Below are 24,714 nucleotides of genomic sequence, written 5' to 3' on the forward strand. Positions count from 1 at the left end.
TATTGAATGGCTTGCATCGCTGCAGGCCATTTTGTTTCAACCAGCGGTGATCTGGTCTAAAAGCGCCAAACGGACTCATAGCTCAGCTGGATAGAGTACTCGGCTACGAACCGAGCGGTCGGAGGTTCGAATCCTCCTGAGTCCGCCATATTCAATGGCTTGCATCGCTGCAAGCCATTTTGTTTCAACCAGCGGTGATCTGGTCTAAAAGCGCCAAAGTGGACTCATAGCTCAGCTGGATAGAGTACTCGGCTACGAACCGAGCGGTCGGAGGTTCGAATCCTCCTGAGTCCGCCATACCAAAAGGGCCTGCAGCGATGCAGGCCCTTTTTCTTTGTGCGTCATTTCTTCACGCAACCCGCTTCGTCGAAGTTGATCTGTTGGCGCTTGCCGCGTTTGTCGTCGTAGTAATAGCGCTGGCTGCCATTCTGGCGGCTGATCCTGTCCGGCTTGCCCAGGCTGTTTTCCACATCGGCACGGCTCATGCCAAGGCGAATTTCCCGGCGGATGATTGCCTGGCGCTTGTCACTGCTGCTCAGCAGGTTGCCGCAGCCATCATCCTGCTGACCGACCGTCACCACCTCCCTTGAGTCTTTTTTAGCCGTGCCGGAATAGCGTGAGGGGTCTGCCAGGGGGATCGCCTTGCCGCTGCTGGGGGTGTGATTGCGTGCGTCCTGCATGTGCTGTTTCTGATCGGTCGCGCAGCCGTGGCGAGTGAAGGTGACATGGCCGTTGGCGTCCTCACAGCGGAACACGCTGGCGGCTGAGCTGTCTTGAATAGGGTGAAACAAAATGGCAGCGCATAAGGCTACGAAGTGCAATCCTCGCATGAGTCGTCCTCCGTGACGTTTGCCTGATCAGCTTAGATCGTTTTTTCCTGTTTGCCAGGGTGTCCTGGGCTGGATAGCTGGCGTCGCATAGCCATGTTTCAGCCGGGATCGAAGTTTGCGATGCAAGCAATTGTTCTTGCCGCGCTTTTGTCACGTACAAAGTAGTTTCGCGGTGTTATCATTTGCCGTGTCAGCCCCGCCGGGGCTTGTGGAATACCACCATGGACTTACCCAGTAGTTACTCAATACTCCCCTCGAACAATCGTGTAAGACCTGATTGATCCCCTTTGGTGTGCCCGCCAGCTGGGGGTGGAGCGCGCTATGACTGAAGTAGAAGCCAAAAAGCCGCAAGAGAGCCTGCAGGACCGCCTGGCCCAGGTGGTTGAGCTGTTGCATCGGCACAAGCTGGTCGAAGACCTGACCCATCGTCAGGAAGGCCAGCATCAAGATCGGGTCGAGAGCCTGGTACATCGTCAGAATCTCGTCGAGCTGCAGCGCAAGCTCGAAGATGTGCACCCCGCCGATATCGCCCACATCCTCGAAGCCCTGCCGCTGGAAGACCGTTTGACTGTCTGGCAACTGGTCAAGGCTGAGCGCGACGGCGACATCCTGCTGGAAGTATCCGACGCGGTACGAGAAACCCTGATCGCCGATATGGACGATCACGAGATTCTCGCAGCGGCCAAGGATCTGGACGCCGACGAGCTCGCCGACCTGGCCCCTGAACTGCCACGAGACGTTGTCCATGAGCTCATGGAGTCGCTCGATGCTCAGCAGCGCGAGCGCGTGCGTTCGGCACTGTCCTACGAAGAGGATCAGGTCGGCGCGCTGATGGACTTCGAGATGGTCACCATCCGCGAGGACGTCAGCCTGGAAGTGGTGTTGCGCTACCTGCGCCGCTTGAAAGAGCTGCCTGGCCATACCGACAAGCTGTTCGTGGTCGACTACGACGGTGTGCTCAAGGGTGTGCTGCCGATCAAGCGCCTGCTGGTCAACGATCCGGAAAAGCAGGTCGGCGAGGTCATGGCCGATGATCCGGTGAGTTTCCATCCGGACGAGGACGGCTATGACGCCGCCCAGGCCTTCGAGCGCTACGATTTGATTTCTGCGCCCGTGGTCGACAAGAACGGCAAGCTGATCGGCCGTCTGACTATCGACGAGATGGTCGACCTGATCCGTGAGGAAAGCGAAAGCGAAGTGCTGAACATGGCCGGTCTGCGCGAAGAAGAAGATATCTTCGCCTCGGTATGGAAGTCGGTACGCAACCGCTGGGCCTGGCTGGCAATCAACCTGGTGACCGCGTTCCTGGCCTCGCGGGTGATCGGCTTGTTCGAAGGTTCCATCGAGAAGCTGGTGGCGCTGGCAGCGCTGATGCCCATCGTGGCCGGTATCGGCGGTAACTCCGGCAACCAGACCATCACCATGATCGTCCGTGCCATGGCGCTGGATCAGGTCAGTACCGGCAATACGGCGCGTCTGGTACGCAAGGAACTGGGCGTATCCCTGATCAACGGCATTCTCTGGGGTGGTGTGATCGGTGGCGTCGCCTACTACCTGTATGGCAGCTGGTCGCTGGGTGTGGTGATGACCACCGCGATGACCCTCAACCTGTTGCTGGCGGCGCTGATGGGCGTGCTGATCCCCATGACGCTGGCACGCATGGGGCGTGACCCGGCCATGGGGGCCAGCGTGATGATTACCGCCATGACCGACAGCGGTGGTTTCTTCATCTTCCTGGGGTTGGCGTCGATTTTCCTGATGTAGTTCAGTTCATCAGTTCGACCAGCCGCCAGGTATCGAGAAAGGCCGTGACCTTGGTGATACGGCCGTCTTCCAGCTGCATGTGCCAGGAGTAGCTGTTCTCGTAGAGACTGCCGTCTTTAGCGGTGGCGACGCCATCCCAGTGAACGACGACAAGTGGCCCCTGTGCCACGATCTGACGGACCGTCGGCACGATGGGCGTTGCCAGCCTGGCAGTGATGGGTTTGACGGCGTCTTCCATGAAGCGTTCGCGAGAGTGGTAGGTGCCAGAGTACGGGCTGCTGCCCACTACTACCCACACCGCACTCTCCGCGAGCAGATCGAATATGCCGCCTTGACCGGCGCGCCAGTCGTCGAAGGCTTGCTCGATCAGTGCGAGGTTCTGTTGGCTGGCTTCGTCCGCTCGGGTGGTCAGGCTCAGCAGGCAGCCGATTGAAAAGGCCAGCAGATAGTAGTGTGTTTTCATGTCCGGCTCCTGATCAGTACGGGCTGGCTGTGGGGCGTACGATGAGTTCGCTGACGTCCACATCGCTGGGCTGTTCTATGGCAAAGGCCACTGCTCGGGCGATGGCCTCACCGATGCCGCTACTGGCGCCGGTAATGAGGATGACTTTGCTCATGTTGGTCTCCATTACGTTGTGGAGCCTTCATGCTAGGTAGGGGGGAGTGCGGCTGCTAAGTCTCGTTACTTTTTGGTTATTGCCTGTTTCTATTGACCGCTCCCTACAATGTCGTGGTCTTTACCTTGAATCGGCATCCGAGTGATGGACCAGGGAACCGAGAATACGAAGCAACGTATGGTCGAGTTGATGCTGCGTCTTGCGCCTGAAGAGGGCTACACGGCGGCGCAGTTGGACGGGATCACCTTCATGCGTTCCAACCGACCGCTACCGGTGACCCCTGCGTTGTATGAGCCGAGCATCGTGATCGTGATTCAGGGGCGCAAGCGCGGGCTGCACGACGGCAATCTTTATATCTACGATGCGCAGCACTATCTGGTTCTGGCGCTGCCCTTGCCGTTTTCTATCGAAACCGAGGCCAGCGCCGAGCAGCCCATGCTGGGTGTGGTGCTGCGGGTCAATCCGTTGCTGCTTGCCGAGCTGGTGATGGAGCTTGACGAGCCACCAGCCGCTACGCCGGCAACGCTTTATTCCAGCCCGATGGATGCGTGTTTGAGTGATGCAACGTTGCGCTTGCTGGAGGCGCTGGCTGATCCTGACGAGGTGCGCCTGCTGGGGCCGTCGATTAAGCGTGAGATAGTCGTTCGCGCGCTGCAGGGTGAGCAGGGCGCCGGCCTGCGCGCGACCTTGGCGCAGAACAGCCATTTCGGACGCATCGCACGTGTGCTGCAGCGTATACATCGCGACTATTCGCAATCGCTCGATGTCCCGTCTCTGGCCGAAACCGCTAGCATGAGCGTGCCGGCCTTCCATGTGCACTTCAAGGCCATGACCAGTCGCTCGCCGTTGCAGTATCTGAAAGCCATTCGCCTGCACCAGGCACGTTTGCTGATGATCCGCACCGGCATGAGCGCGGTCGGTGCTGCGCATCGGGTTGGCTATGAGAGCCCGTCGCAATTCAGTCGTGAGTTCAAGCGCCTGTTCGGGCGTACGCCTGGCGATGAGGCCCGGCATTTCAAGACGCTTCTGGCACTGGCGCCCGCTGTCGATACCCGCTCGCAGGAGCGGGCCTGATCCCCTGGCGCAGAGCGCTTCTCGTCCTTTGGTAGCACATGTGAGAAAAACACTACATATCAGGCCTCTCGGGCCCGCTGGAGGTTTGCCTCAAACGCTCGTTTCAGGCTAAGGTTCGGCAGTTTTGTCCGGGCGCTGACCCCGGACGCTCCTAATCGATAATGAATGCAGCCGATGAGCTGCTGGCCAAAAGGAGCCAAGATGACCCCCAGTGAACTTCTTCTCGAGGGTGTCGAGCTCATGCTGTTCGGCATGGGCTTCGTGTTTGCCTTTCTGGTACTGCTGGTTGGCGTGGTCAGCCTGATGTCACGCGTGATCGGCGTCTTTGCAGCGCCCGCTGCAGTCGCTCCAGCTGCGGTAGCCACTGCCAAACTGGCTAGCCACGAGCCGGATGCGCAGACGCTGGCCGCCATTCAATCCGCCATTGCCCAGCACCGCGCGCGTCGCGGTTGATCAGGTTCAGAGGGAGTACCTGTATGACAGCCGTAAAACAAGCACTCGGCATTACCGATGTGGTGCTGCGTGACGCCCATCAGTCGATCCTGGCGACCCGCGTGCGTCTTGAAGACATGCTGCCGATCGCGCCCAAGCTCGATCAGGTCGGCTTTTGGTCGGTGGAGTCCTGGGGCGGCGCGACCTTCGACGCCTGCATTCGTTACCTCGGCGAAGACCCCTGGGAGCGCATCCGCGAGCTGAAGAAGGCGATGCCCAATACGCGCCAGCAGATGCTGCTGCGAGGGCAGAACCTGCTGGGCTACCGGCACTATGCCGATGATGTGGTGGAGAAGTTCGTCGAGCGCGCGGCGGTCAATGGCGTCGACGTGTTCCGCGTTTTCGATGCGATGAACGACCCGCGCAACCTGGAAACGGCCCTCAAGGCCGTGAAGAAGCAGGGGCGGCATGCTCAGGGCACCATCTCCTACACCACCAGTCCGGTGCATACCCTGCAGATGTGGGTCGACCTGGCCAAGCAGATCGAGGACATGGGCGCCGACTCGGTGGCGATCAAGGACATGGCCGGTATCCTAACGCCCTACACCGCGTTCGAGCTGGTATCGCGCCTGAAGAGCAGCCTGGCGATCCCGATTCACATGCAGTGCCACGCCACGGCGGGACTGTCATCGGTGGCCATCCTCAAGGCGGTGGAGGCTGGTATCGACAACGTCGACACGGCGATTTCCTCGCTGTCGATGACCTACGGCCACTCGCCGACCGAGTCGGTGGTGGCGATGTTCCAGGGCACCGAGCGCGACACCGGCCTGGATCTGGAGCTGCTCGAAGAGATCGCGGCCTACTTCCGCGAAGTGCGCAAGAAATACGTGAAGTTCGAGGGCAACCTCAAGGGCGTCGACTCGCGCATCCTGGTCGCCCAGGTGCCAGGTGGCATGCTCACCAACATGGAAAGCCAGCTGAAAGAGCAGGGCGCCCAAGACAAGTTCGACCAAGTGCTGGCGGAGATTCCACGGGTACGTGAAGACCTCGGTTTCATTCCGCTGGTGACGCCGACCTCGCAGATCGTCGGCACTCAGGCGGTGATCAACGTGCTGACCGGCGAGCGCTACAAGTCGATCACCAAGGAAACCGCCGGTGTGCTCAAGGGTGAGTACGGCGCGGCGCCGGCGGCCTTCAATGCCGAGCTACAGGCGCGTGTGCTCGATGGCGCCGAGGCGATCACCTGTCGTCCCGCCGACCTGCTCGACGCCGAGATGGACAAGCTGACCGCTGAACTCAAGGGCATCGCTCAGGAGAAGGGCATCAAGCTCGCCGCCGATGCAATCGATGACGTGCTGACCTACGCTCTGTTCCCGCAGATCGGCCTGAAGTTCCTGGAGAATCGTGGCAACCCGGCCGCTTTCGAGCCGGTACCGACCGGCAAGGAAACCGTGGCTCGCGAGCCGGGCAAGCCCGAGGTCTACACCGTCGAGGTGAACGGCAAGTCTTTCGTCGTGCAGGTCAACGAGGGTGGCGATATCGAGGGGCTCAAGCCCGTTGGTGGCGCGTCGAACGCCTCGCTGGCAGCAGCACCGGTGGCTGCGGGGGCTGGCGAGCCGCAGGCGGCGCCATTGGCCGGCAACATCTTCAAGGTGCTGGTGCAGCCAGGCCAGGCCGTGGAGGAGGGGCAACTGGTGATCATCCTCGAAGCGATGAAGATGGAAACCGAGATCCGCGCCTTCAAGGCCGGCACGGTCGGAGCGGTCAACGTCAAGGTCGGTGACTCGGTGGCGGTGGGCGACAGCCTGCTGACCATCGGCTGAGGGGCGCGCCATGGAAAAGCTGCTCAAGCTCTGGCAGAGCACCGGCCTGTATCATCTGGAGCCTGGCCAGGCCTTCATGATCGCGGTGTGCCTGCTGCTGATCTACCTGGCCGTGAAGAAGGGCTTCGAACCGCTATTGCTGGTGCCCATCGGCTTCGGCGGGCTGCTGTCGAACATTCCGGTGGCCAACATGGCCGAGGGCGCCGGCTTTCTTCATCTGATCTACGAAGTGGGCCTGCCGACCAGCATCTTCCCGCTGCTGATCTTCCTCGGCGTTGGCGCCATGACCGACTTCGGTCCGATGCTGGCCAACCCCAAGACCCTGTTGCTCGGCGCCGCGGCGCAGTTCGGTATCTTCGGCACCCTGATGGGCGCGCTGGCGATCACGGCGCTGGGGATTCCGGGCATGGAGTTCACCCTCAAGGAGGCGGCGTCCATCGCCATCATCGGCGGGGCGGATGGGCCGACCTCGATCTTCGTCACCTCCAAGCTGGCACCTGACCTGCTCGGTCCCATTGCCGTAGCGGCTTACGCCTACATGGCTCTGGTGCCGCTGCTGCAGCCGCCGATCATGCGTGCGCTGACCACCAAGGAGGAGCGCTCGATCGTCATGCAGCAGCTGCGTCCGGTGGGGCAGACCGAGAAGATCATCTTCCCCATCGTGCTGTGCATTCTGATTGGCATGCTGCTGCCGGACGCCGCGCCACTAATCGGCATGTTCGCCCTTGGCAACCTGCTGCGTGAGTCCGGTGTGGTCGAGCGCCTGGCCGATACCTCACGTAATGCGCTGATCAATATCGTCACCATCTTCCTCGGCCTGACCGTGGGCTCCAAGCTGTCGGCGGAAGCCTTCCTGCAGCTCAAGACGCTGGGCATTCTGCTGCTGGGCATGGTCGCCTTCTGCGCCGGTACCGCGGCTGGTGTGCTGATGGCCAAGCTGATGAATCTGTTCAGCCGCAACAAGGTCAACCCGCTGATCGGCTCGGCCGGGGTATCTGCGGTGCCAATGGCGGCGCGGGTATCGAACAAGGTGGGGCTGGAGTCCAACCCGCAGAACTTCCTGCTGATGCACGCCATGGGCCCGAACGTGGCAGGGGTGATCGGCTCGGCGGTGGCGGCGGGGGTATTGCTCAGCTTCGTCGGCTGACGGCGAGCAGTATTTCGCAGGCATTAAAAAACCGGCTCGAGGCCGGTTTTTTAATGGGCTCGCCTCAGGCTTCTTCGGCGGCCATTTCCACATCATGGGCGATCAGCGCGACCAGGGCGTTCTGCTGACGGCGCGACAGCTGGCGGAAACGCTGCAGCAGTTCACGCTCATGCAGGCTGAGCTCGGGGCTGTCGAGACGCAGGCTGAGATCTTCATCCAGAGCGCCTTCCTGAAGCATGCTCTGCTCCAAGCGGGCGATGATTTCAGAGTTCATGCTGCGGTGATGGTTGCGTGCTACGTCAGCGATACGCTCACGCATGCCATCTGGCAAGCGAACGACGAATTTGTCAGCCGTGCGGCTGGAATAAGTAGCCTGTTTCATAGGGCGCATACATTACCGGTTAGTTCAGGGAGCGATACTGGTAGTCAGTGTCGAGATTGTCACCGGTTTGACAGTGTTTCGCACTAGCCGTTCAACCGGTACCGCGTTCTGCGTCGTTATGACCTTGCGGTCATCTGAACAGTTCCTTGACGCCAAATACGTGTCACATTGTGATTCAGGTGGAGGCTTTATGCCAGCACCGACTGTCAGAATTGCGCAGTATTCAGCAGAAGTCATGTTCGTGCTGTGCTCGGCATTTAAAATTTAAAGTTTCAGTCACTCAAACGTCATCCGCGGTTCACCGGGTTGACACAGGTTCTGCCTACCTTGGTCTACACCAGAGGGCGGCCTGGATGCTGTCTTCTCATATCGACAATGATAGTAGAGAGCCAGCATATGAGCGCAGCCATTCGAGTCGACCGCCTCAACAAGACCTTCGGGCGCAAGCAGGCCCTGTTCGACCTGGCGCTGTCCGTGCAGCCAGGGGAGATGGTCGCGCTGATTGGAGCGTCCGGGTCGGGCAAGTCGACCCTGCTGCGGCATCTGGCGGGCCTGGCTCGTGGCGATGCAGGCAGCGTCGAAGTGCTCGGCCGTCAGGTGCAGGCCGAAGGTCGCCTGAATGGTGACGTACGCCGTCTGCGTGCCGACATCGGCTACATCTTCCAGCAGTTCAATCTGGTTGGCCGCCTCAGCGTGCTGCAGAACGTGCTGCTCGGTGGCCTGGGGCGTATGCCGCGCTGGCGTGGCAGTCTCAGCCTGTTCAGCGCCGAGGAGAAACAGCGGGCCATGGACGCGCTGGAGCGTGTTGGTCTGGCCGAGTTCGCCGCGCAGCGTGCCTCGACCCTCTCCGGCGGCCAGCAGCAGCGTGTGGCCATTGCCCGAGCGCTGTGCCAGCAGGCCGAGGTGATTCTCGCCGACGAACCCATCGCCTCGCTCGACCCCGAGTCGGCACGCAAGGTGATGGAGATTCTCGCCGACATCAATCGCCGCGACGGCAAGACCGTGGTGGTGACCCTGCATCAGGTCGACTACGCCGTGCGCTATTGCCAGCGCGCGGTGGCCCTGAAGGGCGGGCGCATTCATTTCGATGGCTCGACCGAAGGTTTCAATCCCGATTTCCTCAACGACCTCTACGGCGGCGACCTCGACATCAGTCTGCTGCTGCCGCAAGGCCAGCGCCCGCGTGCGCTGGAACGTCCCCTGGCACTGGCCAAGGCCTGACGCCGCTGCCTCCATCCGAAACAACAACGCCAACCCGCAACAGGAGTGTGCTCCATGTTCAAACGCATCGGCCAGGTGCTGGCTGCCTCTGCGCTCGTAACCGGTTCTCTGCTGGGCTCGGCCCAGGCTGCCGAGGAACTCAACTTCGGCATCATCTCCACCGAGTCTTCGCAGAACCTGAAGACCATGTGGGATCCCTTCCTGGCTGACATGAGCAAGCAGACCGGCGTGAAGATCAACGCCTTCTTCGCCCCGGACTACGCGGGCATCATTCAAGGCATGCGCTTCGACAAGGTCGACGTGGCCTGGTACGGCAACAAGTCGGCCATGGAAGCGGTGGACCGCGCCGGCGCTGAAATCTTCGCCCAGACCGTCGCGGCCAACGGCGCTCAGGGCTACTACAGCCTGCTGGTAGCGCACAAGGACAGCCCGATCAACTCGGTCGAGGACATGCTCAAGAACGCTGCCACCCTGAGCTTCGCCAACGGTGATCCGAATTCCACCTCCGGCTACCTGGTGCCGGGCTACTACGTGTTCGCCCAGAACAACGCCGACGCCGGCAAGATCTTCAAGCGCTCGCTCAACGGCAGCCATGAGGTCAATGCCCTGTCGGTCGCCAACAAGCAGGTCGATGTCGGCACCTTCAACAGCGAAGGGATGGAGCGCCTGGAAGTCACCGCACCGGACAAGGCCGCACAGCTGAAGGTCATCTGGAAGTCGCCGCTGATCCCGTCCGACCCCATCGTCTGGCGCAAGAATCTGCCCCAGGAAACCCGCGACAAGCTGCGCAATTTCTTCATGACCTACGGTGCCAAGCCGGAGGAGAAGAAAGTGCTCGCCGGTCTGCAGTGGGGCCAGTTCAGGGCTTCGGATAACGACCAACTGCTGCCGATCCGTCAGCTCGAGCTGTTCAAGAAGCGCACCGAAGTGGCCAACAGCACCACGCTCAAGGACGCCGACAAGCAGGCTCAGCTCAAGGAGCTGGATGCCGAGCTGGCCAAGCTGCAGCAACGCATGGCCGAACTCGAGAAGAAGAGCGGCGCCAGCGCCGGCTGACCCCGAGAGCCGTCCCACGAGCGTGGGGCGGCTCTTGAAAAGCTCGCCGCTGAAGCGCCTCCCACTGGATTGAGAGTTACCCATGACGACATTGACCACCGCCACCCCGATCGCCGAGGGCAAGCGCAGCTGGCTGCAGCTGATCGGCTGGGGGCTGTTCTTCGCCGTGCTTGCCTGGTCCTGGCAGGGCGCGGAAATGAACCCGCTGGCGCTGGTGCGCGATGCTGGAAACATGTCCACCTTCGCCGCCGATTTCTTCCCGCCGGACTTCAGTAACTGGCGGCACTACATCAAGGAAATGGTCGTTACCGTGCAGATCGCCCTGTGGGGCACTGTGCTGGCCATCGTCTGCGCCATTCCGCTGGGCATCCTCAGCTCCGAGAACATCGTGCCCTGGTGGGTTTATCAGCCGGTACGCCGGGTGATGGACGCCTGCCGTTCGATCAACGAGATGGTCTTCGCCATGCTCTTCGTCGTCGCCGTCGGTCTCGGCCCCTTCGCTGGCGTGCTGGCGCTGTTCATCAGTACCACCGGGGTGCTGGCCAAACTGTTCGCCGAGGCGGTCGAGGCCATCGACCCGGGCCCGGTGGAAGGTGTGCGCGCTACCGGTGCCAGCGCCTTGCAGGAGGTGATTTTCGGGGTCATTCCGCAAGTCCTACCGCTGTGGATCTCCTACTCGCTGTACCGCTTCGAGTCCAACGTGCGCTCGGCCACGGTGGTCGGCATGGTCGGTGCCGGCGGCATCGGCGTGATCCTCTGGGAGGCCATTCGCGGCTTTCAGTTCGGTCAGACCTGCGCCGTGCTGATCGTGATCATCCTGGTGGTGAGCGCCATCGACATCCTGTCCCAGCGCCTGCGCAAGCTTGTTATCTGAAGGAGAGCGAGGGCGCCTGTGTGCGCCCTTTTCAAACGATGAACTTGTCTAGACAAAGCGAACCGCTGTACCGCGAGCTGGCCGCCGTGCTGCGCGAAGACGTGCAGCGCATGAACCCAGGCGACTACCTGCCGGGCGAGATGCAACTGGCCGCGCGCTTTTCCGTCAACCGCCATACCCTGCGCCGGGCGGTGGACGAGCTGGTTCTCGAAGGCCGCCTGCTGCGCCGTCAGGGCAAGGGCACCCAGGTGCTGGCCAGGCCGCTGGTCTATCCAGTGGAGGCGGGCAGCGCCTTCAGTCAGTCGCTGTCGGCCCTCGGGCACCGGGTCGAGGCACGCCTGATGGAGCGCCTGTGCCGTACCGGCAGCAGCGAGGAGTGCCGTCATCTGCAGTTGCCCGATGGCAGCGAGCTGATCGAACTGGCCACCCTGCGCCTGCTCGACGGCCAGCCGCTGAGCCTGATTCGCCACCGCTTCTGCACCAGCCTGGCGCCGCTGCTGGCGGACTACCAGGGTGGCTCGCTGCGCCAGTACCTGGCCGAACGCGACCTGCCGTTGGTGCGCACCTTCAGCCTGATCGGCGCGCGTCTGCCCAGCCGCGAGGAGGCCGCGCATCTGCTGATGCCGCGCCATGCACCGCTGCTCAGCGTACTCACCCTGTCCCGCGATCCTTCTGGTCGAGCGGTGGAACTGGCGCAGTCCAGCAGCCGCGCCGACCGCTTCCAGTACCAGGTAGCGACCTGATGGAGACCCGCATGAACGACTTTGAATCGAACACCGCTGCGCGCCAGCGCTGGATGGGGGTGCTGGCCCGCGCCGGCCAGGCTCTCGACGCCCATGAAGCGGCGCTCAAAGATAGCGCCTACCAACTGATCCGTGCGCCCGAGGTGGGCATGACCCTGGTGCGCGGCCGTATGGGCGGCACCGGCAGCGCCTTCAACCTGGGCGAGATGACCGTCACCCGCTGCGTGGTGCGCCTGGCCGATGGCCGTACCGGCTACAGCTACCTGGCCGGCCGCGACAAGCGCCGCGCCGAGCTGGCGGCCCTGGCCGATGCCCATCTGCAGGGCTGCGACCAGGCGCGCTGGCTGGAAGATCTGATCGAACCCCTGGCCTGCCAGCAGCGCGAACAGCGCCTGGCCCGGGCCGCCCGCACCGCCACCACCCAGGTGGAGTTCTTCACCCTGGTCAGAGGAGAGGATTGATGAACACGCCGCACAGCTCGCACTGGCTGCAACCGGCTTTCGATGACCCGGTGCTGGATGCCCAGGTCAGTTTCCGCGCCGCGCTCAATGCCCTGGCCGAGCCAGGAGTGCCGCGCGCCATGGATCGCGCTCACCCTCTTGGTGATCTGGCACCGGCCACCTATGGCCTGTGCCTGGCCTTTCTCGACAGTGACACGCCGCTGTGGCTGGCGCCGCGCTTCGATACACCGCTGATTCGCGCCAATCTGGCCTTTCACTGCGGCTGCCCGATCGTCGCCGACCGCGAAATCGCCCTGTTCGCCCTGCTCGACGAGAGCGAGCTGGTCGACCTGTCCGACTTCGACAATGGCAGCGAACGTTACCCTGACCAGTCCTGCACGCTGCTGATCCAGCTCGATGATCTGCACGCCGGTGCGCCCCTGCGCTGGCGCGGGCCGGGCATCAAGGACGTGCGCAGCGTCAGCCTGCAACTGCCGGCCGGCTTCTGGCCGCAGCGTCAGGCCCGCAGCGCATTCCCACGCGGGTTGGACTGCTTCTTCGCTGCAGGCGCCGAGGTCATCGGCCTGCCGCGCAGCACCCATGTGCTGATCGAAACCGAGGAGGCCGCCTGATGTATGTCGCCGTCAAAGGTGGCGAACGCGCCATCGACAACGCTCACCAGCTCCTGGCCAGTCGCCGTCGCGGCGATAGCAGCATTGCCGAACTGGAGGTGGAGCAGATTCGCCAGCAACTGCCACTGGCCGTCGCCCGGGTGATGAGCGAAGGCTCGCTGTACGACGAAGAGCTGGCTGCGCTGGCCATCAAACAGGCCGCAGGTGACCTGATGGAAGCCATCTTCCTGCTGCGTGCCTATCGCACCACCTTGCCGCGCTTCGGTGCCAGCGCGCCGCTGAACACCACGCAGATGCAGCTGGAGCGCCGCATCTCTGCAACCTTCAAGGACCTGCCGGGCGGCCAGCTGCTCGGCCCGACCTTCGATTACACCCATCGTCTGCTGGACTTCGCGCTGCTGGCCGAGGGCGAGTATCCGGCGCCGCAAGCCAGCTCCGGCGAGGAGCCCAAACCCTGTCCGCGGGTGCTGGATTTTCTCGCCGAAGAGGGGCTGATGGCACGCGAACAGGATGATGCCGCGCCGGTGCCGGATATCACCCGTGAGCCGCTGGCGTTCCCCACCAGCCGCGCCGAACGCCTGCAGGCGCTGGCGCGGGGCGACGAGGGCTTTCTCCTGGCGCTGGGCTATTCCACCCAGCGTGGCTACGGGCGCAACCACCCCTTCGCCGGGGAGATCCGCATCGGTGACATCGAGGTGTGGATGACGCCGGGCGAGCTGGGCTTTGCCGTGCCGCTGGGCGACATCGAAGTGACCGAGTGCGAGATGGTCAACCAGTTCGTCGGGGAGAGCGCCGAGCAGGCGCAGTTCACCCGTGGCTATGGCCTGGCCTTCGGCTACGCCGAGCGCAAGGCCATGGGCATGGCCCTGGTCGACCGCGCACTGCGCGCCGGCGAGTACGGCGAAGAGGTGCAGGGCCCGGCGCAGGAAGAGGAATTCGTGCTGATGCACTGCGACAACGTCGAGGCCGCCGGCTTCGTCTCGCACCTGAAGTTGCCGCACTACGTCGACTTCCAGGCCGAACTGGAATTGATCCGCAAGCTGCGTCGTCAGGCGCCGGCAGAGGAGAACCGCTGATGAACGCTTCGACCACCAGCGGCGCCCGCGAGGCGTCCGCGTACAACTTCGCCTACCTGGACGAACAGACCAAGCGCATGATCCGCCGCGGCCTGCTCAAGGCCGTGGCCATTCCCGGTTATCAGGTGCCGTTCGGCGGCCGCGAGATGCCGCTGCCCTATGGCTGGGGCACCGGTGGCATGCAGCTGACCGCCGCCATCCTCGGTCGTGACGACGTGCTCAAGGTGATCGACCAGGGCGCTGACGACACCACCAACGCGGTGTCGATCCGCCGCTTCTTCGCCCGTACCGCAGGCGTTGCCACCACTGAGCGCACGGTTGAGGCCAGCGTTATCCAGACCCGTCACCGCATTCCGGAAACACCGCTCGCGGCCGGACAGATCATGGTCTATCAGGTGCCGATTCCCGAGCCGCTGCGCTTCATCGAACCGTCCGAGAGCGAGACGCGCACCATGCATGCGCTTGAGGACTACGGCGTGATGCACGTGAAGCTGTACGAGGACATCGCCACCTTCGGCCACATCGCCACGGCCTACGCCTACCCGGTGACGGTGGACGAGCGCTACGTGATGGACCCGTCGCCGATTCCCAAATTCGACAATCCCAAGCTGGACATGAGCCCGGCGCTGATGCTGTTCGGTGCTGGCCGTGAAAAGCGCCTGTACGCGGTGCCGCCCTATACCCGTGTCGTCAGTCTGGACTTCGAGGATCACCCCTTCGCCGTGCAGCAGTGGGACGAGTGCTGCGCCTTCTGTGGCAGCAGCGAGTCGTTCCTCGACGAGCTGATCGTCGACGACGCCGGCAGCAAGCGCTACGTCTGCTCCGACACCGACTACTGCCGCCAGCGTACCGAGGAGAGCCTGCAATGAGCGCCGCCGAACGTCTGCAACCTGCCCTGGAAACGGCCGAGCCGTTGTTTTCTGCGCGTGATTTGACCCGCTTGTACGGCCCGGAGAAGGGCTGCCAGGGCGTGAGCTTCGACCTCTATCCTGGCGAAGTACTGGGCATCGTCGGTGAGTCCGGCTCGGGCAAGTCCACCTTGCTCAGTCTGCTGTCCGGGCGCTGCCTGCCGGATCGCGGCGCGGTGCGCTATCGCGGTCGCGACGGTCAGTGGCTCGACCTGTACAGCGCCAGCGAAGCCGAGCGGCGCACGCTGTTGCGCACCGAGTGGGGCTTCGTCGAGCAGAACCCGCGTGACGGTCTGCGCATGGCGGTGTCGGCCGGCGCCAATATCGGCGAACGGTTGATGGCCCAGGGCGTGCGCCATTACGGCGAGCTGCGCGCCGCCGGGCTCGACTGGCTGAGCCAGGTGGAGATCGACCCGGCGCGCATCGACGACCTGCCACGCACCTTCTCCGGCGGCATGCAGCAGCGCTTGCAGATCGCCCGCAACCTGGTTTCCAGCCCACGCCTGGTGTTCATGGACGAGCCGACCGGTGGCCTGGACGTGTCGGTACAGGCGCGCCTGCTCGACCTGCTACGCGGCCTGGTGCGCGAGCTGGACCTGGCGGTGGTGATCGTCACCCACGACCTGGCGGTGGCGCGGCTGCTGGCTGACAGGCTGATGGTGATGCGCCGCTCGCACGTGGTCGAGGCGGGGCTGACCGACCAGATTCTCGACGATCCGCAGCATCCCTATTCGCAGCTGCTGGTGTCGTCGGTGTTGCAGCCTTGATGACGTCCCGCAATCGCCAGCTCGCAACCCGGATGCAATCCGGGAAAGCCGTGCCAGGCATCCCCCGGATTGCATCCGGGCTACGACATTGAGCGTTTTTCTCCCCTCTCCCGCTTGCGGGAGAGGGGCCGGGGGAGAGGGGCGATCCGTTGCACCGAGTCGTCTGTATCACCCTCTCCCCATCCCTCTCCCATGAATGGGAGAGGGGGCAGATCGTGCCTACCGTATTCGAGGTGTGTATGAACAACCTGATCGAGGTCACCGGCCTCAGCAAGACCTTCACCCTGCACCAGCAGAACGGCGTCGTCCTGCAGGTGCTGCGTGATCTGAATTTCAGCGTACGCGGCGGCGAGTGCCTGGTGCTGCACGGCCAGTCCGGCGCCGGCAAGTCGACTCTGCTGCGCACCCTGTACGGTAACTACCTGGCCGCTGGCGGCAGCATTCGCATCCTCCATGCGGGCGCGCCGCTGGAGCTGGTCGGCGCGCTGCCGCGCCAGGTGCTGGCGGTGCGTCGGCAGAGCCTGGGTTACGTCAGCCAGTTCCTGCGGGTCATCCCGCGGGTCGCGACTCTGGACGTGGTGATGGAACCGGCGCTGGCCCGTGGTTGGGCGCGCAGCGATGCCGAGGCGCGGGCCAAGGCGCTGCTGACCCGGTTGAACATCCCCGAGGCGCTCTGGCAACTGGCGCCGGGCACCTTCTCCGGTGGCGAGCAGCAGCGCGTCAATATCGCCCGCGGCTTCATGGTCGAGTGGCCGGTGCTGTTGCTCGACGAACCCACCGCCTCGCTGGACGAGACCAACCGCCAGGTGGTGCTGGAGCTGATCGCCGAGGCCAAGGCCGCCGGCAGCGCGCTGATCGGCATCTTCCACGATCGCGCTGCCCGCGAGGCGGTGGCCGATCGTTACCTGGACATGAGCGCCGCCGCGGCGCAACCGGAGTATGTGTATGTCGTCTGAACAGATTCTCAGCAATGCCCGCATCGTCACTGCCGAGCGCGAGTTCCTCGGCAGCGTGCAGCTGAAGGACGGGCTGATCGCTGCCGTCGATGAGGGCGTCAGCCAGTTGCCACAGGCGCAGGATCTGGGCGGCGATTACCTGTTGCCGGGGCTGGTGGAACTGCACACCGACAACCTGGAAAAACACATGAGTCCGCGTCCCGGGGTGGACTGGCCTTCGACCTCGGCAGTGCTGACCCATGATGCGCAGATCGTCGCCGCCGGCATCACCACGGTGTTCGATGCGCTGTCCATTGGCGACATCAACCCGCGCGGCCGGCGCATGCAGCAGTTGCCGGCGATGATCGAGGCCATCGCCGCCGCCGAGGCGGCCGGGCAGACCCGTGCCGAGCACCGCCTGCACCTGCGCTGCGAGCTGTGCCACCCCGATGCGCTGACTCTCTATCGCGATCTGGTCGAGCACCCGCTGGTGTCGCTGGTGTCGGTGATGGATCACTCGCCGGGCCAGCGCCAGTTCGCCAAGGTGGAGAAGTACCGCGAGTACTACATGGGCAAGTACCACCTGAGCCCGGCGGAGATGGAGGCGTTTCTTCAGGAACAGATCGCCAATTCGCGCCAGTACAGCGACCGTCAGCGCCGCGCCATCGTCGAGGACTGCCATGGCCGGGGCATCTCGGTGGCCAGCCATGACGACGCCACCCTGGCCCATGTGCAGGAGTCGGCCGACTTCGGCATGGCCATCGCCGAGTTCCCGACCACCCTGGAGGCAGCCGAGGCCAGCCACCAGCGGGGCCTGAAGGTGCTGATGGGCGCGCCGAATGTGGTCCGCGGTGGCTCGCACTCCGGCAATATCGCCGCCGCCGAACTGGCGCGTCACGGTGTGCTGGATATCCTTTCCAGTGACTACTATCCAGCCAGCCTGCTGCATGCCGCCTGGCTGCTCGCCGGGCAGGACAACGACTATGATCTGCCTGCGGCCATCGCCACGGTGAGTCGCGCACCGGCCAGGGCTGCAGGCATGGACGACCGTGGCGAGATTGGCGTAGGGTTGCGCGCTGATCTGCTGCAGGCTCGCGTACAGGGTCAGCAGCCAGTAATCCAGCAGGTATGGCGCCAAGCACGAAGGGTGTTCTGATGCGGGGCAGGTTGATCTATCTGATGGGGCCTTCGGGCTCGGGCAAGGACAGCCTGTTGCAAGCCGCGCGCGCACCGCTGGAGGCGCACGGCTGTCTTTTTGCCCGGCGGGTGATCACCCGTAGCGCCGAAGCGGTGGGCGAGGACGCCGTGGGCGTGACCCCGGCCGAGTTCGAGCGCCTGGAGGGTGAGGGCGCCTTCGCTCTGAGTTGGCGCGCTAACGGCCTGGCCTACGGCATCCCGGTGGAAATCGACGACTGGCTGAGCGCCGGCCACGACGTGCTGATCAATGGCTCACGTGGCCATCTGGAGACGGCGCGGCAGCGCTACCCGCAGCTGCTGGCGGTCCTCTTGCAGGTCGATGAGGCCGTGCTGCGTCAACGTTTGCTGGCCCGTGGCCGGGAGACGCCGGAGCAGATCGAGCAGCGTCTGGCGCGCAGCCGCAGCTTTACCCTTGTGGGAGGGGCTTTAGCCGCGACTGTCGCCGCTGAAGCGCCTCCCACGGAGTCCTTTGCAATCTTGGACAACTCCGGCCCCCTGCCACAAACCGTCAAGCGCCTGCTGCAACTGCTCGATGAGGCGCGTCAATGCGCCTGACCCTGCTCGGCACCGGTGATGCCCGCCAGGTGCCGGTTTATAACTGCAGCTGCGCGGCCTGCGACGCGGCACAGGTCTACCCGTCACGTCGTCGCCGACCCTGCTCGGCGCTGATCGAATGTGGCTCGCAGCGCTGGCTGATCGACAGCGGCCTCGCCGATCTGACCGAGCGTTTTGCGCCGCACAGCTTCAACGGCATCCTGCAGACGCATTACCACGCCGATCACGCCCAGGGGCTGCTGCACCTGCGCTGGGGCCAGGGGCTGGTGATTCCGGTGCATGGGCCGGATGATCCCGACGGCCTGGCCGATCTGTACAAGCACCCCGGCATCCTCGATTTCAGTCAGCCGTTCGTGGCCTTCGAGCGTCGCCAATTGGGTGAGTTGAGCGTCACCGCGCTGCCGCTGACGCATTCGAAGCCGACCTTCGGCTATTTATTTGAAGGGCTGGGGTTCGAAGGGCAGGAGTTCGAAGGGCAGCACAGACGCATCGCCTATCTCACCGACACGGTCGGCGTGCCGGAAGCGAGTTGTGCCGAACTGCAGCGCGCGCCGCTGGATCTGCTGGTGCTCGATTGTTCCACCGCACCGCAATCCGTCGCACCACGCAATCACAACGACCTGACCCGTGCCCTGGAGGTCATCGCTCGCCTGCAACCGACACAGGCAGTGCTGACCCATATCGGCCACAGCTTCGATGCCTGGCTGCTGGACCATCCCGATGCTCTGCCAGCCGGCGTCAGCTTGGCCAGCGACGGCCTGCTGCTGTAAGTCTGGACAGGCGTGAAAATCACCCCGGATTGCATCCGGGCTACGGGTCAGGGTGATGCCGGTTCGAGCGTTTGCCGGTGCATCAACACGGTGGATGGATGAAGCGCCATCCCCCCTACGCCCGGGCGCCCAGCGTCTCGGCCTTGCGCAGCCAGCTCTGGCGCTGTTCCTCGGTGGATGGTCGTACCGGGGCGAATTCGCTCAGGCGGCGGGTCCTGATACCGCAGAAACCGAGGATGGTGCGCACCATCTGCCGGTGTGCCGGGGCGCCGTAGACCCAGCGGAAGTACCAGCGCGGGGTGTCCATGGTCACCAGCAGGTCGGCACTGCGGCCGCTGAGTAGCTTGTCCCAGAGTTGCGAGCGGTTGCGGTACTTGAAGGCGAAGCCGGGCAGGAACACCCGGTCGAAAAAGCCTTTGAGCAAGGCCGGCACGCCACCCCACCAGACGGGATAGACGAACACCAGGTGCTCGGCCCAGTGGATCAGGCGCTGGGCTTCGAGCAGGTCTGGTTCAAGGTTCTGGCTTTGGTCATAACCGTCGCGCAGGATCGGGTCGAACTGAATTTCGCCCAGCTTGATCTGGCGCACCACATGGCCCTTGCTACGTGCTCCGTGGCTGTAAGCCTCGGCCAGTGCATGGCAGAGGCTGTCCTGCTTCGGTGAGCCGAGAATCAGCAGGATGCGTTTGCCGTCACCCTCCAGGCGAGTCGCGCCGGTCTTGCCCTCACTCATGCCGTCCGGCCCCCAGCATGTCCTGCGGTCTGACCCACTGGTCGAACTGTTCTTCGTTCAGATACCCGAGTTGCAATGCGGCCTGACGCAACGTGCTGCCTTCGGTGTAGGCCTTCTTGGCAATTTCGGCGGCCTTGTCGTAGCCGATATGCGGGTTGAGCGCGGTGACCAGCATCAGGCCGTTCTCCAGATGCGCAGCCATTTGCGCCGCGTCCGGTTGCAGCTCGGCTACGCAGTGCTGCTGGAAGTTGCGACACCCGTCGGCCAGCAGGCGAATCGACTGCAGCAGGTTGTGGATGATCACCGGCTTGAACACATTGAGCTGCAGATGGCCCTGGCTCGCGGCGAAGCCGATGGTCGAGTCGTTGCCCAACACCTGACAGGCGAGCATCGACAGCGCTTCGCATTGGGTCGGGTTGACCTTGCCAGGCATGATCGAACTGCCGGGCTCGTTGGCCGGCAGGCGCACCTCGGCAAAGCCAGCACGCGGGCCCGAGCCCAGAAGGCGCAGGTCATTGGCCAGCTTCATCAGCGCGACGGCCAGGGTTTTCAGTGCCCCGGAGAGTTGCACCAGCGGCTCATGGCCGGCCAGGGCGGCGAACTTGTTCGGTGCGCTGGTCAGTGGCAAGCCGGAGAGTGCCGCCAGTTCGGCGGCGATGGCTTCGGCGAAACCGCTCGGAGCGTTCAGCCCCGTACCCACTGCGGTACCGCCCTGGGCCAGTTCGCAGACAGCTGGCAGCGCTGCACGGATGGCGGCCTCGGCGTGGCCGAGCTGGGCGACGAAGGCGGACAGTTCCTGGCCGAAGGTGATCGGCGTGGCGTCCATCATGTGGGTACGCCCTGTTTTGACCAGGTTGGCATGACGCTGCGCCTGGTCCTGCAGACCGTCACGCAGCTCGGCCAGCGCCGGCAGCAGGCAGTGGCGAACATCCTGTGCGGCGGCAATATGCATGGCAGTGGGGAAGCAATCGTTGGAACTCTGGGCGCGATTGACGTGGTCGTTAGGGTGCACCGGGGTCTTGCCGCCACGCTGACCACCCGCCAGTTCGTTGGCACGGCCGGCGATCACTTCATTGACGTTCATGTTGCTCTGGGTGCCGCTGCCGGTCTGCCAGACCACCAGGGGAAACTGCGCGTCGTGCTGACCTTGAAGCACCTCATCGGCGGCCTGCTCGATCAGCCGGGCAATGTCCGCGGGTAGTTCGCCGCTGCGGCTGTTGACCCTTGCGGCGGCCTTCTTGATCAGTGCCAGGGCATGCAGTACGGCCAGTGGCATACGCTCCTGACCAATGGCGAAGTTGATCAGCGAGCGCTGGGTCTGCGCGCCCCAGTAGGCGTCGGTAGGGACTTCGATGGGGCCGATGCTGTCGGTTTCGGTGCGGCTCATGGCGTTCTCCAGGGCAAATGCGAGGGTGCTGGCAGTTTAGGTCGCGCCGCTGGAGACTGGTTCCGCAACTTGTCTATCGCCTCGATTACCAGCGCGCGTGGGTTTCGCCCAGCCAGCCGAGCGCGCCATCCACCGGCACCCGCTCGCCCTTGGGCCCCCGGAGTACGCCCGTGTAATGGCCGAAGTGCTGGACGGTGTTTGCATAAAAAGGGCCGAACTTTGGACAGGCCTTGTGCAATTGACGGGGGATGAAGCGCAGAGATACGCGGTCGTCTTCGCTACCCAGACGCCACGGCGTCAGCGGCGCATGCGAGCTGCGTTCGATGTGCATGGGGCTGTCCAGCAGGTGCACCTCACCGCCAAACCACAGGGCGTTCTCCGACAGGCCGCTGTGCTCCAGCCAGCCTGCGCCAAAGTTGCCGGCGATACCACCGCTTGCGGCGAAAGCGGCGCGTTGCCAGTAGCTGTTCAGCGGCCACACGCCACGGCCGAAATCCAGCGCCGCGAAGCTTTGTCCGGGTAGGCAACTGTAGTGCTTGCGGCCCAGTTGCAGGCTTCCCGCCACCGGTAGTCCCAATTGTCTGCTGGTGGCATGGAAGCCGCCCTTGGTCATGGGCGCGACCAGATTGACCGACTCCAGATGAGCCGGGCGCTGGATATCCAGCGCCACCTGCATGGGCTGGCCACCGATGTCGGGTGCCGCGGCGGTCAGGCGCACGCGGCCGGAATGTTCATCGATCCGCAGCTGCAGCCGGGAGTGACTGAAGGAATGGCTTTCCAATGGCTGATCAGGCAGCTGGCAACCCAGGGCGAAGGGGCGAATCTGCGTATGGGCGACGGCCTGTCCGCTTTCCAGGTCGAGAAAATAGGCGGCGCCGTAGCCCAGGTAGTCGAGGTCGGCCAGGGTCAGCGAGAGCATCCATTGAGGCGTGGTGATGCACCAGTGATTCCAGCGCTTGCGCCGGCAGGCATGGCCGCGCAGGGTGCAGTCCACCAGAGGGCGGTTGGACCAGCCGATGGCCTTGTCCAGCAGCCTGCCTTTGCTGTCGCATAGAGGTTGGAGCGGAAAGGGCGCATGTGAGGCGAGGCTGTTCATCGAGCACATCCATGTTTGTGCGCGGGCTGGCGATCAATTGCCGGGTCGTAGGGTGCGCACGCCTTGATAAATAATGGCTTAAGGCATGAAGAATGCCGAGCCTGGCCAAGCATGAGCAAGTACTGGCACTTTGGCAACTGACCAGTGGGTGAGAGGGTCGGCAGAGCGACTGTGAGTCAGTGCACAACTCGGAGCGCTTGAGTCAATTCGGTCCAGGGCACAAAATGCCGCCACCGTAGTCTACCCAGACTCATTCACAACCTCTGGACGCTCTCCATGCTCCGTTTCTCCAAACTCTGCACAGCCGTTCTGCTCAGCGCGAGCGCATCTCTGGCCATGGCCGACGCCGCCAGCCACGCTGCCGATGCCGAGCGCTTCCTCAAGCTGGCGCATGCCGACAAGCTGACCGTTCCGGTCTATGGCCAGGTGCAGCAGATGTTCGCCCAGCGTTTCGCCCAGGCGCCCGAAGGCAAGCAGGCCGTACTCGAGAGCTACCAGGCCAAGGCCAATGCCGCTTTGGACAAGGCCGTTGGTTGGGACAAGCTGAAGCCGGACATGGTCAAGCTCTACACCAGCAACTTTGACGAAAAGGAGCTCAAGGAGCTGATCGCATTCTATGAGTCGCCGCTGGGGCAGAAAGTGTTGCAGAAGATGCCGACCCTGACGGCGCAGTCGGCGCAGATCACCCAAAGCAAGCTGGAAAGCGCTGTGCCTGAGGTCAACAAGCTGCTGGCCGATATGAGCAACGAGCTCGGCCTGCCAAAACAGCCCTGATGGAGCCCAAGATGTCCAAGCAAGACCTGATCGTCACCGCCCTGGCCGGGCTGCAGCCCGAATACCTGGACGTGCTGGACGAAAGCCGCATGCACAGCCGTGGCCTGGAGACGCACTACAAGGCGGTGATCGTCAGCCCTGCATTCGCCGGGCTGAATGCGGTCAAGCGACATCAGAAGGTCTATGCCACGGTGGGCGAGCTGATGGGCCAGATCCACGCCTTGGCGCTGCACACCTACACCCCGGAGGAGTGGGCCGCGCAGGGCACGGCGCCGGCCTCGCCAACCTGCCGCGGCGGTCATTGACCTAGCCTGGATGAAATCCGCGGCAGCATTGCCGCAGATTTCCCCAGTAGCGCTGCACTCAAAACAGGTCATCGCCGGATTGCATTCGGGCTGAGCGACAGGCGGTCGCGCCCTGTCGCCAACTTGCCCCGCTGATTGACCGCTTTGCTACAATCGCCCCCGCGCCGGCCCATGCCGGCGTTTTTCATGTCACCCGGTCCGCCCTTTACGTGGGCGACTACTGAGAGATTCGTTCATGACTGACAAGATCGTCGTGGCGGCGCTGTATAAGTTCGTCTCCCTGGCGGATTACCAAGCGCTGCGCGAACCCCTGCTGCAAACTCTGATCGACAATGACATCAAGGGCACCTTGCTGCTCGCTGAAGAGGGCATCAATGGCACCGTTTCCGGCAGCCGTGCGGCCATCGACGCGTTGCTCGCCTGGTTCCGCCAGGACGTCCGCCTGGCCAATATCGATCACAAGGAATCCTACTGCGATGAACAGCCGTTCTATCGCACCAAGGTCAAGCTGAAGAAGGAAATCGTCACCCTCGGTGTGCCGGGTGTCGATCCCAACCGGCGTGTCGGCACCTACGTCGAGCCGCAGGACTGGAATGCCCTGATCAGCGACCCCGAGGTGCTGCTGATCGATACGCGCAACGATTACGAAGTGTCGATCGGTACCTTCGAAGGGGCTATCGACCCCAAGACCAAGACGTTCCGCGAGTTCCCCGAGTATATCCGCCAGCACTTCGACCCGAGCAAGCACAAGAAGGTGGCGATGTTTTGCACGGGCGGTATCCGCTGTGAGAAGGCCTCCAGTTACATGCTTGGTGAGGGGTTCGAGGAGGTCTACCACCTCAAGGGCGGCATCCTCAAATACCTTGAGGACGTACCGCAGGAACAGACCAAGTGGCAGGGCGACTGCTTCGTCTTCGACAACCGTGTGACCGTACGCCACGACCTGTCGGAAGGCGACTACGATCAGTGCCATGCCTGCCGCACGCCGATCTCCGTGGAAGACCGCCAGTCCGAGTTCTACAGCCCCGGCGTCAGTTGCCCGCATTGCTGGGACTCGCTGCCGGAGAAAACCCGTGAAAGCGCCCGCGAGCGGCAGAAGCAGATCGAGCTGGCGCGCGCGCGCAACCAGCCGCACCCGATTGGACGCGACCCCCGCCAACTGAACGAGGCCTGACG

At 63.5% G+C, this 24,714-nt stretch carries 27 protein-coding genes, 2 tRNA genes and 1 pseudogene; 23 read left to right on the top strand and 7 right to left on the bottom strand.

Features of this window, described 5'->3' with window-relative positions:
* The first annotated feature begins 71 nt into the window (after nt 1-71).
* Both ACJRW5_RS10140 and ACJRW5_RS10145 read left to right on the top strand, forming a co-directional pair.
* Nucleotides 72-148: transfer RNA gene (locus ACJRW5_RS10140), tRNA-Arg, on the top strand.
* A 72-nt stretch (nt 149-220) separates the two neighbouring features.
* A tRNA-Arg gene (locus ACJRW5_RS10145) sits at nt 221-297 on the top strand.
* Between the two features lie 44 nt (nt 298-341).
* Here the strand turns inward: ACJRW5_RS10145 and ACJRW5_RS10150 are convergent.
* Nucleotides 342-830 (bottom strand): DUF4124 domain-containing protein, encoded by a 489-nt coding sequence (locus ACJRW5_RS10150; protein ID WP_484570392.1) that lies wholly within the window; start codon nt 828-830, stop codon nt 342-344.
* Between the two features lie 321 nt (nt 831-1,151).
* Here ACJRW5_RS10150 and mgtE point away from each other — a divergent pair, with 321 nt between their 5' ends.
* The gene (gene mgtE / locus ACJRW5_RS10155) at nt 1,152-2,594 is read left to right on the top strand and encodes a magnesium transporter (protein WP_484570393.1); all 1,443 of its coding nucleotides are present in this window, start codon (nt 1,152-1,154) and stop codon (nt 2,592-2,594) included.
* 1 nt (nt 2,595) lies between these two features.
* On the opposite strand, the gene ACJRW5_RS10160 is transcribed toward mgtE, so the two are convergent.
* Complete coding sequence (locus ACJRW5_RS10160) at nt 2,596-3,057, bottom strand: nuclear transport factor 2 family protein (RefSeq protein ID WP_484570394.1); 462 nt, start codon at nt 3,055-3,057, stop codon at nt 2,596-2,598.
* Nucleotides 3,058-3,070: 13 nt separating this feature from the next.
* Nucleotides 3,071-3,166: pseudogene (locus ACJRW5_RS10165) on the bottom strand (oxidoreductase); the annotation flags it as partial.
* A 222-nt stretch (nt 3,167-3,388) separates the two neighbouring features.
* Here ACJRW5_RS10165 and ACJRW5_RS10170 point away from each other — a divergent pair.
* From ACJRW5_RS10170 to ACJRW5_RS10185, 4 genes are all read left to right on the top strand, one after another.
* Nucleotides 3,389-4,285 (top strand): AraC family transcriptional regulator, encoded by an 897-nt coding sequence (locus tag ACJRW5_RS10170; RefSeq protein ID WP_484570395.1) that lies wholly within the window; start codon nt 3,389-3,391, stop codon nt 4,283-4,285.
* 201 nt (nt 4,286-4,486) lie between these two features.
* The gene (locus ACJRW5_RS10175) at nt 4,487-4,738 is read left to right on the top strand and encodes an OadG family protein (protein ID WP_484570396.1); all 252 of its coding nucleotides are present in this window, start codon (nt 4,487-4,489) and stop codon (nt 4,736-4,738) included.
* A 23-nt stretch (nt 4,739-4,761) separates the two neighbouring features.
* Nucleotides 4,762-6,540 (top strand): sodium-extruding oxaloacetate decarboxylase subunit alpha, encoded by a 1,779-nt coding sequence (gene oadA, locus ACJRW5_RS10180; RefSeq protein WP_484570397.1) that lies wholly within the window; start codon nt 4,762-4,764, stop codon nt 6,538-6,540.
* A gap of 10 nt (nt 6,541-6,550) precedes the next feature.
* Nucleotides 6,551-7,687: a sodium ion-translocating decarboxylase subunit beta gene (locus ACJRW5_RS10185; protein ID WP_484570398.1), complete on the top strand. Its 1,137-nt coding sequence runs from the start codon at nt 6,551-6,553 to the stop codon at nt 7,685-7,687.
* Nucleotides 7,688-7,751: 64 nt separating this feature from the next.
* Here the strand turns inward: ACJRW5_RS10185 and ACJRW5_RS10190 are convergent, their stop codons facing one another.
* Nucleotides 7,752-8,078, bottom strand: coding sequence for an Arc family DNA-binding protein (locus ACJRW5_RS10190; RefSeq protein ID WP_037057131.1), 327 nt, complete (start codon nt 8,076-8,078; stop codon nt 7,752-7,754).
* Between the two features lie 387 nt (nt 8,079-8,465).
* Between ACJRW5_RS10190 and phnC the strand changes: the two genes are divergently transcribed.
* The 13 genes from phnC (at nt 8,466) to phnP (ending at nt 19,243) form a co-directional block, all read left to right on the top strand.
* Nucleotides 8,466-9,290, top strand: a complete 825-nt coding sequence (gene phnC / locus ACJRW5_RS10195) for a phosphonate ABC transporter ATP-binding protein (RefSeq protein WP_484570399.1) — start codon at nt 8,466-8,468, stop codon at nt 9,288-9,290.
* Between the two features lie 54 nt (nt 9,291-9,344).
* Nucleotides 9,345-10,346, top strand: coding sequence for a phosphonate ABC transporter substrate-binding protein (phnD, locus tag ACJRW5_RS10200; RefSeq protein WP_484570400.1), 1,002 nt, complete (start codon nt 9,345-9,347; stop codon nt 10,344-10,346).
* Nucleotides 10,347-10,428: 82 nt separating this feature from the next.
* Nucleotides 10,429-11,220 (top strand): phosphonate ABC transporter, permease protein PhnE, encoded by a 792-nt coding sequence (gene phnE, locus ACJRW5_RS10205; protein WP_484570401.1) that lies wholly within the window; start codon nt 10,429-10,431, stop codon nt 11,218-11,220.
* A 20-nt stretch (nt 11,221-11,240) separates the two neighbouring features.
* Entirely contained in the window at nt 11,241-11,963 is a 723-nt protein-coding gene (phnF, locus tag ACJRW5_RS10210) for a phosphonate metabolism transcriptional regulator PhnF (protein ID WP_484570402.1), read from the top strand.
* A gap of 11 nt (nt 11,964-11,974) precedes the next feature.
* On the top strand, nt 11,975-12,424 hold the full coding sequence (gene phnG / locus ACJRW5_RS10215) for a phosphonate C-P lyase system protein PhnG (protein ID WP_484570403.1): 450 nt from the start codon (nt 11,975-11,977) through the stop codon (nt 12,422-12,424).
* Nucleotides 12,424-13,035, top strand: a complete 612-nt coding sequence (phnH, locus tag ACJRW5_RS10220) for a phosphonate C-P lyase system protein PhnH (RefSeq protein WP_484570404.1) — start codon at nt 12,424-12,426, stop codon at nt 13,033-13,035. The genes phnG and phnH overlap by 1 nt, the downstream gene beginning before the upstream one ends.
* Nucleotides 13,035-14,111 (top strand): carbon-phosphorus lyase complex subunit, encoded by a 1,077-nt coding sequence (locus ACJRW5_RS10225; RefSeq protein WP_484570405.1) that lies wholly within the window; start codon nt 13,035-13,037, stop codon nt 14,109-14,111. Before phnH ends, ACJRW5_RS10225 begins: the two co-directional genes overlap by 1 nt.
* A complete protein-coding gene (locus ACJRW5_RS10230; protein ID WP_484570406.1) occupies nt 14,111-14,980 on the top strand; it encodes an alpha-D-ribose 1-methylphosphonate 5-phosphate C-P-lyase PhnJ in 870 nt (289 codons plus the stop codon). The genes ACJRW5_RS10225 and ACJRW5_RS10230 overlap by 1 nt, the downstream gene beginning before the upstream one ends.
* A complete protein-coding gene (gene phnK, locus ACJRW5_RS10235) occupies nt 14,977-15,786 on the top strand; it encodes a phosphonate C-P lyase system protein PhnK (RefSeq protein WP_484570407.1) in 810 nt (269 codons plus the stop codon). The genes ACJRW5_RS10230 and phnK overlap by 4 nt, the downstream gene beginning before the upstream one ends.
* Before the next feature lie 239 nt (nt 15,787-16,025).
* Nucleotides 16,026-16,742 (top strand): phosphonate C-P lyase system protein PhnL, encoded by a 717-nt coding sequence (gene phnL / locus ACJRW5_RS10240; protein WP_484570408.1) that lies wholly within the window; start codon nt 16,026-16,028, stop codon nt 16,740-16,742.
* Nucleotides 16,732-17,877 carry an alpha-D-ribose 1-methylphosphonate 5-triphosphate diphosphatase gene (locus tag ACJRW5_RS10245; protein ID WP_484570409.1) on the top strand — a complete coding sequence of 382 codons (1,146 nt, stop codon included), beginning with the start codon at nt 16,732-16,734 and terminating at the stop codon, nt 17,875-17,877. The genes phnL and ACJRW5_RS10245 overlap by 11 nt, the downstream gene beginning before the upstream one ends.
* Complete coding sequence (gene phnN, locus ACJRW5_RS10250; protein ID WP_484570410.1) at nt 17,877-18,473, top strand: phosphonate metabolism protein/1,5-bisphosphokinase (PRPP-forming) PhnN; 597 nt, start codon at nt 17,877-17,879, stop codon at nt 18,471-18,473. Before ACJRW5_RS10245 ends, phnN begins: the two co-directional genes overlap by 1 nt.
* Complete coding sequence (gene phnP / locus ACJRW5_RS10255; protein WP_484570411.1) at nt 18,464-19,243, top strand: phosphonate metabolism protein PhnP; 780 nt, start codon at nt 18,464-18,466, stop codon at nt 19,241-19,243. Before phnN ends, phnP begins: the two co-directional genes overlap by 10 nt.
* A gap of 115 nt (nt 19,244-19,358) precedes the next feature.
* Here the strand turns inward: phnP and ACJRW5_RS10260 are convergent, their stop codons facing one another.
* The 3 genes from ACJRW5_RS10260 to ACJRW5_RS10270 form a co-directional block, all read right to left on the bottom strand.
* Complete coding sequence (locus ACJRW5_RS10260) at nt 19,359-19,976, bottom strand: NAD(P)H-dependent oxidoreductase (RefSeq protein WP_484570412.1); 618 nt, start codon at nt 19,974-19,976, stop codon at nt 19,359-19,361.
* Nucleotides 19,969-21,363 (bottom strand): class II fumarate hydratase, encoded by a 1,395-nt coding sequence (locus ACJRW5_RS10265; RefSeq protein ID WP_484570413.1) that lies wholly within the window; start codon nt 21,361-21,363, stop codon nt 19,969-19,971. Before ACJRW5_RS10265 ends, ACJRW5_RS10260 begins: the two co-directional genes overlap by 8 nt.
* A gap of 85 nt (nt 21,364-21,448) precedes the next feature.
* Nucleotides 21,449-22,459, bottom strand: coding sequence for a DUF2804 domain-containing protein (locus tag ACJRW5_RS10270; RefSeq protein ID WP_484570414.1), 1,011 nt, complete (start codon nt 22,457-22,459; stop codon nt 21,449-21,451).
* A 276-nt stretch (nt 22,460-22,735) separates the two neighbouring features.
* Between ACJRW5_RS10270 and ACJRW5_RS10275 the strand changes: the two genes are divergently transcribed.
* From ACJRW5_RS10275 to trhO, 3 genes are all read left to right on the top strand, one after another.
* Complete coding sequence (locus ACJRW5_RS10275) at nt 22,736-23,233, top strand: DUF2059 domain-containing protein (RefSeq protein WP_484570415.1); 498 nt, start codon at nt 22,736-22,738, stop codon at nt 23,231-23,233.
* Nucleotides 23,234-23,244: 11 nt separating this feature from the next.
* Nucleotides 23,245-23,538: a BolA family protein gene (locus tag ACJRW5_RS10280; RefSeq protein WP_484570416.1), complete on the top strand. Its 294-nt coding sequence runs from the start codon at nt 23,245-23,247 to the stop codon at nt 23,536-23,538.
* Between the two features lie 235 nt (nt 23,539-23,773).
* Complete coding sequence (trhO, locus tag ACJRW5_RS10285; RefSeq protein ID WP_484570417.1) at nt 23,774-24,712, top strand: oxygen-dependent tRNA uridine(34) hydroxylase TrhO; 939 nt, start codon at nt 23,774-23,776, stop codon at nt 24,710-24,712.
* The last annotated feature ends 2 nt before the right edge of the window (nt 24,713-24,714 follow it).

Source organism: Pseudomonas pichavaramensis, assembly GCF_050473265.1.
Lineage (GTDB): Bacteria > Pseudomonadota > Gammaproteobacteria > Pseudomonadales > Pseudomonadaceae > Aquipseudomonas.